Genomic DNA, 11,454 nt, shown 5'->3' on the forward strand with positions numbered 1-11,454 from the left:
TCGATGCACTATTGAAGAGAGCAGAAACAGGTCTGTTGTTTGATATATCAGTTATTTGGGGAGAATATGGTTCACATAAGTATGTAGCTGTGGTATCCAAGCCCACCGAACTACACGATGTAAGGTATCAGTTATTAGCTATCATCCTTTTACGCCGTCAAAAGCAAGTTAACCAAGTGTGGTTATCTAACTCTATTACCTGGATAAATTTTATTATTTTGAAACTGGGACAAAACTTTAAATATTTACACTTTATTTTCAGTAATTACCATGCCAGTAGCAGTCGTTCTCAAAGCAGGTATTATTTGGCAGCAGACGCATAATCCGCTGTACGTTTTTGGTGCTACTTACCTGCCAGTTCCACAGGTGTTTCATACGACTGCACTTCGTATTGCTGCACGGTTTGCTTATTTTTGTAAAAAAGCTTTAACAACGCAGGGGTAACAAAGAATTCAGCAGCCAAAGCTGTTGAGAAAGCAATAGCACTTAGGTAAGCAAATGCTTGAAATTCTGAATTTGAGCTGTAAAGAAGCGTTAAAAGTCCGGCCGATAAAATAACTGTTGTATAGGTAATTGCCTTTCCCACTGTGATAAAGGTTTGTTTAAGTGCCGTATCCACGCTATCGGCCTTGTCAAGCAAGTTTCTAAAACGATTTATAAAATGGATAGTATCGTCTACTGCAATTCCGAGGATTATCGGCGCAATTATCATGGTCACATTGTTCAGTGTTATACCCATCCACCCCATAACTCCAAAAGTCACTGCCACCGGCAACACATTTGGAATCATAGCAAGAAGCCCAATTTTTACTGACCGAAACAGGAACAGCAACGTAAGGGTAACAACGAACAATGTAATTAAAAATGATACTAGTTGAGATGTAGCTATGCGTTCGAATAACGTCATGAACATGACCACGCCGCCGGCAGTGATCACTTCCAAATCAGGATACTCCTGCTTTAGTTCATCGAACATCTCGGCGCCCCATAGATTGGCCGTGTTGACCAGATCGATGTAGTCGGTGGATCCGCCGTTTTTGAGGCCGAACATGATTTTCGCAGAATCAAAATCTTCGCTCACCAATTTCCTGCGTTCTTCAGGTGAAGCTGTATTGAACAAAAACAGTAGTTGACCGAGCTCAGCGTTACTTTCCGGCAGAATATAAAATTCAGGATCGTCTCCATGAAACTGCTGATTAATTCTTTTGAGTACATTAACAATTGAGGTATCCGTTAGCACTAGATCCGAAAAATGCTCGCGCATGCGAAGTTGCAGACGATCAATAGTATGCAGTACTCGGGCGTCGTAAAGCGCGTCAACGCTGCCCGTGTTTACCATAAAATCAATATTTTGTGTGCCGCCCATATGGCGATCAGCCACTTCTGCCGCTTGCCGGATATAGGTGGATTCATCAAACGATTCGAGCGGGTTCGAATCAACTTTCAGGAAATAGATACCCGCTGAAACTGGAACTACTACACTAAAAAACACACATAAGGTGAATATAGGTCTTTTGCAGACCCAAACAGGTACCGCTGAGTAAAAACCCTTACCACGCTGGTCGTCGCCAACATCTTTAAGCAGCACCTTTTTAAAGGAGGGACGCCAAATATCCAGCAGGAGCGGCAACAAGACGACAGAAAGCACGAAAGCTATACCCAATCCCAAGGTAGTAAATAAACCGAATATTGCCGTATGGATATTCGGTTTAACCAAATACAGTGACAAAAACGCAACCATTGTTGTTAGCGAAGTTAACAGACATGAAAGCCCCGCTTTGGACATGGCTTCAGCAATAGCCTTAGGATGCGGCTGACCAACAAGACGGTAGTGCCGGTACTCGGCCATTATGTGCACTGCATCAGCCACGCCAATAATAATTAACAAAAGTGACATTGCCGCGGCCAAATCTGACGAAGGTTGCCCGCTCCAACCCTGAATACCGAATGTCAAAATAACAGTTAAAACCGGGATGCACATACACCAGAGCACGATGGATGGATGTCGGAAAAGGGCCAATAGCACACCCATCATAAGAAGAAATAGTCCGGAAAAAATAACCTTGTTTTCCGCCCCAATTGCCACATGAAACGCAATCAACTCAGGAAGCCCAGCATAGTGAATACGGAACTGCTCCTCTACACCTGCTTCGGCGACCAGTGACTTAACGGCGTTTGAGAACAAGGAATATTCCTTGTAGCTAATGTTTTGCTTTTTAACTGTTGCCGTGGGCTCATCAAGGGCGGCATCCGCTTCCGGCGCGTCCAAACTTGATAGGTCCAATTCCAAAAGCTGAGTATCGAGCGCATTTGAATCAGCCGTCTGCTCTGCCTGACGGACTCCTTCAAGGCGGCCAAAATCCGTCTTGAGGTGGAACGCAGCTATTCGGCCATCTGTGGATACGAAGCGTTTCAAAAGATCCACATCGGCGAGCGCACGACGTTTCAGCTTCTTTCGCAAGTCGATATTTTTTGAATATGCTGAACTCGCAGAAGCCCCAATAGATGTACCAATAAACGGATGCGTATAAAGGTTGTCTCCTGAAACATCTGTTACAGGGACATTCACAAGAGAAATAATTTCCTGAATATGATTTAGTGGGGTCTCACCATCGTCCTGCACTCTCAACCTATAGTCTTCGAGCGTTGCCTGTAAACGCAATAGCGCAGCAAGTGACTCTTCCGAGAATACGTCGCCATCCTTCGCTTCAACGAGTATCGCCATATCTTCGTTGTTGCCGAACACACTCTCCAGTTCCCGCTGCTGCTTGATAACCGGCGAATCCTCACCAAGCCAGGACTCAATACTATCATCGCGAGTAAGCTTTCCCATCCCCTGAAAACAAACAGCTAAAACAATCAAAAGAACAGCATAAAATTTTATGCGGTTGCCACTTATTGTGCCCGGCAGCGTGTAAAAAAAGCTTTTCATTTTTTGCCCCAAACAGTTGAAAACTGAGAACGAGTTTCTACCTCTTCACACCACCCCAAGCGAAAAAATAGCGGAAACAACCTTGCGCCCGAACGCAAATGCAGAAAGCACTCTCACTGTGCACCAAAAGATCAGGACGTTTCCCGCAGTACTGCCGACTCAATATTGACGCGAAATCAGGGTGCGATCACCGTACAGAACCGGCTCAAATGGAAACTTATTATTAATATATTAATTAACAATTACGGTTTTTTGATCGATCAAACCAGACCAAGCCACGATGATTAAATTGATCGACACAAGAGCGAACATTCATATTGCACCAGCAATGCGATTAAATGGCAGGCACGCTTCGCCGCATAACGAATTTCACATAAAGCACCAACTAATATTTGGCGCTACCACATGCGGCAGCAATTCTACGTCAACAATTTTTTATTCTAAAGCCCTCAAGACGTTTTAGGCGAAAAATAAATATCCGTACGAAAAAAGTTATACCGTTAAGCATTTCCACAAAATAGATAATACAGATCTGTACAAATAAAAAACTCAAGATAAAACACAAAAAGTATGGCGCCTCAATTATTGAATTTGAGAATAAAACTCCTAATTTGACACGACATGCATTCACCAAATATATAATGCTTATGCTCGGACTCTTTATGTTCGTCGCCAGTTTCAACAAGCAACACAACCAGAGAAAATATTTTAAATATTAAATTTGCGTGACATAGCAATAGAGAATAAAGATGGGCGCCATTTTTTACCAAACATATTGCAAGCAAAACGGTCTTTTTTCACACGCCAGGATCGTTTGGGTTGGATCAGCAAAACAGAGGATCCACAACTGCGACTACCGAACAAAATTCAAGACGCGAAATACAGCCACCATTAGATCCAGATCAAATGGTGGCGTATTAAACATATTATTAGATATTAAATCTCTTACCGCGAGACTCGATAATCTTTTCGCCCTCACTTATGTTGCAGATGTTCTAAACCGGTAACCACAATCGCTACACAGGACAAATTTGAATGCCAACAACACACTTTTCAGTCAAGCCAATTTTGACGAGATAGGTGCCTAGCTAGAAGCTCAAACCGTACTAAAACACTATCCTCAGCTATTGAAGACACTTCATAAGAACATTCATAAGAACATTGGTAAGTACCTGGCGAAGGTTTCTATTAATCTCTCATGAAAGCGTTTCGGAGGGAAAAATTATTTACTAGAGCGTAATTTGTACGATGGTTAAATCGAACTAAGGGCAACAATTTGCTAAGCCCGCAGCCCCAAGAATATGTTTCCCTAAAAAGAATGCCCAGAATTCGAATCCAGATCGTTTAAGTTTGAGGCGACTGTTCATCCCACGAAAGCGGGTTGATGTATCAAAAGCTCACCATCGGCCTTAATCAACAGATATACCTTAAGGCCGTATCGCTGCATGCACGAGCGCAGTGTCTAGGGGCGTTTTTACAACAGCAAGTAAATTTTTCATAAGAAATAGACTATTGATGTGGCGATCGACCATAAAAAGCGCTAAGGACCCCTATTTCATTTGGTTGGCATACTTTGCGCATTGGATTTCGATATTCAGCTCAACAAACAGATTGGCAGGTGTTATGCGCAAGATTTCGTGTTGCATTCTGATTTCACGCCAAAAAGGTGAAATTCTGTATGAACGGGATGGGTTGTTTTAGATGGAGCTCTACCCAATAACAACAAAAATTCGAGCCTACTGGGAAACCATAAGTACCAGTTACTGGTTTATCCCGGCGTGCTTAATGGCGGTTTCAGTCGTACTGTGTTCACTTTGCCTGGCATTAGTGCAACGTGCCAGCATCCCCGGATGGCTCCTCGCATTTTTCCCGATTGTTACGCAAAGTGGTGCGCAGCAGCTACTCTCTACTTTGGCAACATCTATTATTACTGCAACCAGTATCGCGTTTTCTATGACACTTGTTGCCTTGGTTATGGCATCTTCGCAGTTTGGCCCCAGATTACTTCGCACCTTTATGCTGGATAAAGGTACACAAGTTGTGCTTGGTGTGTTGGTGGCCACATTTTTGTACTGCTTGATTTCACTGCATCACCTGAGTTCGATAACACAGAATGAAGACGCGCTATCTATTATTTCGGCGTCATCGGCTATACTTACAATTCTTGATGTGGTTTGCATAATTTATTTTATTCACCACTTGGCAAAGTTTATTCAGGCTGATGAAATTATTTACCGCTGCTTCTCGGACTTCCTTGGAGATATTGACTCCCTACTACCCAGACCAGAAGATCAGCCCGACGAACGCCCCCTTACTGAAGAGCTTGCTGTCAGAACCTCATTTTCTATTACTTTATTTTCAGAATGCAACAACTACGTGCAAACGATTAATTACCGTGAACTAATTAATAGAAATCCCGACATCATTGCTGGTCTTGAAGTATTTGTGCGTAGTGGGGACTACGTCGCGGTGGGCGATCCGTTGATTACCTTCTATGGGCGCGGCGAAATTTCAAAAGAAATGGTCAATAAATATAGAAAATGCCTTGTCTTCGGAAGACAACGTACACCGGTTCAGGACCCGGAATTTGCAGTGAGCCAACTAGTTGAGATCGCTTTACGTGCGCTCTCTCCCGGTATAAATGACCCCTACACTGCCATAACCTGTTTGGACCGACTTACCTCCGCTTGCGTTATTATGCACGACAGAGAATTCCCCGCTAATTGCGTTGTAAACACGTCAACCAATATTTGGTTGTTACGACGCACGTTCGCATTGGCCAGCGTAATAAATACAGCCTTCGACCAGGTTCGTCAGGCAGGCGAAAGCCATATGGCAATCAATCTTCATCTTATGCACTGTTACAAAACACTTAAAAATCATCTGGACACGAAATACCATCCATTGCTCAAAAGCCATGCAAAGGCGACAATGTACCTTGCCAGCAAACAAACATTTAGCGATAAAGAACAGGACGAGCTGGATCAAGCGAATAAACGATTTCTACAAACCGCTTAAGCGCCTGGTTTCTATACCTTGCTGGCAATAAAGCCCCGAAAATTCAGGGCTCATGGCCATACTTTCAACAACGATCGATTTTTCTGGCCATGCGCTCGCTTTAAAAAGCGCATGGCCTTCGCCGACTTACAGTGATGCCGTATAGATTTAGAGCGAGAAATTGAATTTGATATCTGCGCTTACTAACGCTCGATCTTCATCCTGAATTGATGCGATTCCTGAGAGATGGCTATTTGAATCTGCTACATAATCGATATTCACGTTATCAGCTTCTCCATTCACATCATTGCGCTCAGCCAGATTGAACTCTGCACGCAATTCCTCGTTCAGAGTGGGCTCACTAATTGAAAATAGTACTAATGCATCGCCAGCAATACCGTTTTCAACACTTTCAGCTGCGTATAGGTCGGTGTTCTCGTATACCCGACGTTCCGTGGAACCATCAAGATACGTGTACTCGATGTCGTAGGCTGTGTTTTTAAAACAGGCGATCTGCCAGTTATTTAACATTTTCTTTTTGTCGACAGGACCATATTCGCTACTTAGATCACCGAGCGTGACCACCGGCGCGGTAAGATCACGGAGTTTAGTCGCTTCTGCATAGTTTGATATCACATCAATAGAGGTGCCCCACACAGATGCCCTGGAAACAACGCTACCGGAAAGCTGAGTGTTGTTAACAATTTGGAGGGAAAAATCGACAACTTGATCCCCAACTAGCGTCAATTCATTCGCACTTGTGGATAAGGTATATTCGTACCCATAACCGAGAAAGCCGCAGTCAGATACGGTAATGGTACCGTCCTGATTATCGAGTATCTGAACCGTTTGACGCTGCCTCCGACTTTCATTCCACGTCATGCCGAAATAACTGGTCTCCAGGTTGTAATCGGATACGATCATCCAGACTCCGGACAGATCACTGCTGGAAGCGCCGCACGCACCGTAAGTTCCGACATCGAATGGGTCGCCATCATTATCGACTGTATCACAGACCGTTGCACTTTCTGCCGTTACGGCGAGCAAGCCAAATGCAACACCGATCAAATATGTTTTTGGTAACATCGTATATTCCTCAAATAGTATTTGTTGGATTGATTCAATACTTATCACCTCAGCTCAGACCTCTCTGAAGCGGGGCGAGTCTAGCTCAAATCAAACACACCAAATTGAGGTCAAATTCTCACAATAAAAAAACGTCACGCATCTCCCAATAAATGTCGCACCCAAACTGGTTTAACAATTTATTCAAATTTATCTCACAAAAACGTTCGTTAGATAGCACCTTCGTCAATACGCAACCCGCGACACCAGTCTTACGTTAAAAAATATTAAATTCAGGAAAACACCTATTTCGACGCGCCCATCAGAGAACGCCCAAAGAACAGCCCTGACCGAATTTAAAATCGTGTTTAATATACCTAAAAATACACTGAAAAATTGGTGCGACTTTAAATGGGTCAGTGGGCCGTTAACACTAACCAAAGAATTGATGGTTTGGCGTATGCGGCAACAGAAACACATAAAATGTTGAGCTGGAACGCATAAAAATATTCGCGTGATGCGAGGTCAGAAAATTAAAGGCGTGCGTGCGAATTTTATCAACGATTTAGACAGTAGGAGCACCGAACAAGCGTGCATTGGATGCGGGCAAACGCGCGACTTCAAAAATGATCTACACAAAAAGACGCCGTCCACCTCATGTGTCGGCTAACAGCGTATTCAAAGACGGTTAACGGCAGTAAATCTGCACGTTTAACTTTCAGCCCATGAGTGGTCTTGCGCGTAACCTAGTGTGATCAACAACTCACCGGCAATGTTGATGAAATCCTCACGCTCCGTTGCAGTTAAATCCGTTTTCCAACGAGCGACGCTCTTTGCGGAAATGTTATCTGAGGCATTGTGGTTGTTCATATTCTGTCCACTTCGACAGCTTTTTTCTCCAGACCCACTAAGCATTACGGGCTCAAAATCAATACCGATAAAGCGACATATTCTTTGCAGGCTTTCCTCTGGTGTTTCGGTTAAAGCCTCATAGCGAACCTCTAGACAACGGGGATGCGATTTAAACGCAAGGCCTCTCATTGTATCGTTTAGCCAACGGGTGGCACATTTACTAATTGAATTGGTTGTTTTAATCGGTACGATCTTACCATCTTTAACTCGCTCTTTCGGATGGTGCCGCAGAGAGCACACTACATCCCTGCCGTCGCGTATTAGATGAATAAATTTACCTTTCGGATACCAAGTCAGGATTTTCTCGATCGCACGAACGTTATTAGGTGTTTTCTCCACCCAAATTTGTTTACCCTCTGAACGTAAAAACTCCATAGCAAAGGCATCTGCGAACTCGATTAAATTGCGCGATTTCTGTTGCATAGCTTTGAGGTGATCGTAATCGATATCCCAAGGCACGGAGATATTCTGTAGATTGTGCGGAAGCCCGTACAGGGAGGTTTCGGGACCACACGCACATAGCGAGTGCCTGTTTAGCAGCTCTTTGAACAGCGTTGTGCCGGATCGTCCGCAACCTCCAATAAAGACTGGCGCCAACTGCGAACGCGCAGCCAAGTCATACCATCCAGCATCCTGTAAACGCTGGTCTTTTTTGCGCTCGTTCCGCCACTTTAAGCGCGCGGACACGCTATGCAGCATCATAGATGGATGCGTCATGAATCAGTTCCTTTGATTGAGATTTTGTACCGGTAGTCGATATAAATCAGCCAGTTCGACGACGTCCTTGTCAAAAACAATATTGTCCGCCATCCGAACCTGCCGACAACAAGTGAGAGACTCGGCGATTTACGAAGCACACGGATTGGCCATCAACGTCGCCCACCTGCCTTCATTAAGAATAGTTCAGGGTCAGCAAAAAGCGAGGAGTCGGTATTGATCGAAAATGGAGATTGTTAGCTAGCAGAGGCGCGTACACATAAAAAGGTACATCTCATCTGCCTATTGGAGAAATGCAGTTGCTTTCAACTGCTAGATAAGGCTCAATCACTGCACATGTGATCATTAATAGATCGCAAAAATCATGAGGATACGAACTGTTTTTGTTAAACCGTTACCATGCTTAGTAGTAAATGGGGCAGTTTCAGTTAACTACGGCCAGATTCCATAACCTAGCCTTTGGCTGACCGGTCCATCGCGCCAATCATTTATTATTTTTTCGAGCGCACCATGCTACTTCCCTGGAACAAAAGGCATAGTCGTTGTTAATAACCAGATTATTTGAAGTGTGCTTCCGGTGCCCAAATATCACCGTGGGCATGATCAATTTGCTCAACGGAACCATAGCTATTTATAGTTTTATATCGCTTCGAAATTAGAAGTAATTCCATTAATAGCATTTTCTAAAGAGACGCACTACCGCGACTGTGCAGTGTGCGATACATAAACATCCTCCCAAAGGTGATGTGCTCATCCTGTATTCGATAACACGTCAATCGGTATAATCCATATTCCGGGCTTTTTAAGTAATTGTAGAAAACCCCTCCACAACGGGCGTAGCCTGATGAAATCTGAGCTGCCAGCGCCCCCCTTCAAATTTCCAGATGGACGACCGTATTGCAAAGCGATGCATCTCGCCAAGCTCTTGAACGGAGGCTGACTTGTAGGTCAATAAACACAAACTTTCGGTAACAGGCCCTAAACTGAAATCTCGAGTAAAAAATTTGTCTTCAATTCCAGAGCAGGAAACCAGGCTCACGATCACGTCTTCTCGAGTGTATTCAGTCCCCGAATAACCGATTTCGACAAACTCTGGATGGAGCAAGCTTTCATGCAGTGGCCTCGAACGCCTAATCGCAGGCTCGAGAAGCCGTTTTTCCAACTCAATCACCTCTTGCATTCGTATTTCCTGGCTAGTCTTGCGCCTCGGGCTGGAGCGTTTGGATTTGTAACCCAACTAATACAGCGACTTAGCGCACGGCTGAAGCCGATTGCTCCACCCCTGACTTCGCACCCACTGGTTCACAACGAGCCAGTTTAAACCCCGTGAATGCGCAGGCAAGCGTCATTAGAGGGCTCAAGTAGCAAAACACGGCAAATGGCAAATAGCTGAGTGTCGCAACGCCTAAAACACTTGCGTGAAACGCGCCGCAGGTATTCCAGGGAATCAACACTGAGGTAACGGTGGCTGAATCCTCCAGGGTTCGGCTGAGGTTTTGCGGCTGCAATCCCTGACGCTGATAAGCTTGACGGTACATTTGCCCCGGCACAATTATCGCCAGATATTGGTCGGATGCAGTGATGTTGGTAAACAGTGATGTGCCGGTAGTTGCTGCAATCAGCTGCGCTGCGCTATGCACTTTTTTCGTAATGGCTGCAGTAATCGCTCGAAGGAACCCTGCAGCTTCAAGCACGCCGCCAAGTATCATTGCACATAAAATCAACCAGACGGTGTTTAGCATCCCCGCCATACCGCCTGAACTCAGCAGCTCATCAGCGACTTCGTTTCCTGTTGTTATAGTGGTATCGCCAAAAAAAGCGGTGAGCACCACAGCATAGCCCGGTAACCGCGCTAGTTGCCCCTGCTCCGCCAGCGTTGCCAGCAACTCGCGTTGAAACACCACGGCCAATGCCGCCCCTAAAATTGCCCCAGCAACCAGTGCAGGTAACGCGGGAACGCGCTTTAAGATCATGGCGATCACTACCACCGGCGCCAACAGCAGCACTGGCGATAGATTGAATGTGTCTGCCAGCGCTTGTCGTATCGCGCCCGCATTACTGCTTTCCCCATGGGCACCAAGTCCGAGCACGATAAATACAATAAGCGCGATTAGTATCGAGGGGCCGGTGGTTATCGTCATATAACGAATGTGGGTGAACAGGTCCGTTCCAGCAATTGCCGATGCCAGGTTGGTGGTATCGGACAGGGGCGACATTTTATCGCCGAAATAAGCGCCGGACAGAATTGCCCCCGCCACCATTGCGGGGTTAAAGCCCAGCGCGCTTCCGATTCCCATCAATGCAATACCGACCGTGGCGGATGTCGTCCACGAGCTCCCCGTCGATAGCGACACAACTACACTGATAATGCAGCAGGCAAACAAAAATATACTTGGGTCGAGCACGTAAAGACCGTAATAAATCATCGCTGGCACTACGCCGCTCAATAACCAGGTGCCGGACAACGCACCTACCATCAGCAAAATCAAAATGGCTGGTGCTGCGACTGTGATCGAGTTAACAATACCTCCTTCCAGGTCCTTCCAGTTGTAACCAAGCCGCCACGCGATAAGCGCGGTGATGACAGCAACAGTGAGCAAAATCAACTGGTTCGCCCCGCCCAATGCATTGTCACCAAAAATATAAACATTCAGTGCCAGCAGGCCAATAAGGGATATCAGCGGTAAAAAGCAAAGCGCAGTGGAAGGCGTTTTTCTCATTAGTAGTCCTATATCTGTGTATCGATTGAATCGTAAGGCGCACTGAACTTAAACAGCACACAAAAATAGCGCGTTTTAGTGCATACCCTCCCTATTTGGTGCAAAAAGCCA

6 protein-coding genes are annotated in these 11,454 nt (G+C 45.2%); 1 reads left to right on the forward strand and 5 read right to left on the reverse strand.

The genetic code is table 11. The features are described from left to right. Positions 1-343: 343 nt before the first annotated feature. The gene (locus TERTU_RS10365; RefSeq protein WP_015817881.1) at positions 344-2,932 is read right to left on the reverse strand and encodes an efflux RND transporter permease subunit; all 2,589 of its coding nucleotides are present in this window, start codon (positions 2,930-2,932) and stop codon (positions 344-346) included. Positions 2,933-4,633: 1,701 nt separating this feature from the next. On the opposite strand from TERTU_RS10365, the gene TERTU_RS10370 reads away from it, so the two are divergent. Beyond that, positions 4,634-5,950 (forward strand): DUF2254 domain-containing protein, encoded by a 1,317-nt coding sequence (locus tag TERTU_RS10370; RefSeq protein ID WP_015820730.1) that lies wholly within the window; start codon positions 4,634-4,636, stop codon positions 5,948-5,950. 147 nt (positions 5,951-6,097) lie between these two features. Here the strand turns inward: TERTU_RS10370 and TERTU_RS10375 are convergent, their stop codons facing one another. The 4 genes from TERTU_RS10375 to nhaC all read right to left on the reverse strand — a co-directional run bounded on the left by TERTU_RS10375 (position 6,098) and on the right by nhaC (position 11,343). Then, a complete protein-coding gene (locus tag TERTU_RS10375) occupies positions 6,098-7,015 on the reverse strand; it encodes a hypothetical protein (RefSeq protein WP_015816799.1) in 918 nt (305 codons plus the stop codon). Positions 7,016-7,705: 690 nt separating this feature from the next. Then, positions 7,706-8,623: a sulfotransferase family protein gene (locus TERTU_RS10380; protein WP_015820556.1), complete on the reverse strand. Its 918-nt coding sequence runs from the start codon at positions 8,621-8,623 to the stop codon at positions 7,706-7,708. 802 nt (positions 8,624-9,425) lie between these two features. Further along, entirely contained in the window at positions 9,426-9,803 is a 378-nt protein-coding gene (locus tag TERTU_RS10385; protein WP_015820276.1) for a nuclear transport factor 2 family protein, read from the reverse strand. A gap of 70 nt (positions 9,804-9,873) precedes the next feature. Continuing rightward, complete coding sequence (gene nhaC, locus TERTU_RS10390; RefSeq protein WP_015820707.1) at positions 9,874-11,343, reverse strand: Na+/H+ antiporter NhaC; 1,470 nt, start codon at positions 11,341-11,343, stop codon at positions 9,874-9,876. Positions 11,344-11,454: the final 111 nt, after the last annotated feature.

The sequence above is a fragment of the Teredinibacter turnerae T7901 genome (genome assembly GCF_000023025.1).
Classification (GTDB): Bacteria; Pseudomonadota; Gammaproteobacteria; order Pseudomonadales; family Cellvibrionaceae; genus Teredinibacter; species Teredinibacter turnerae_B.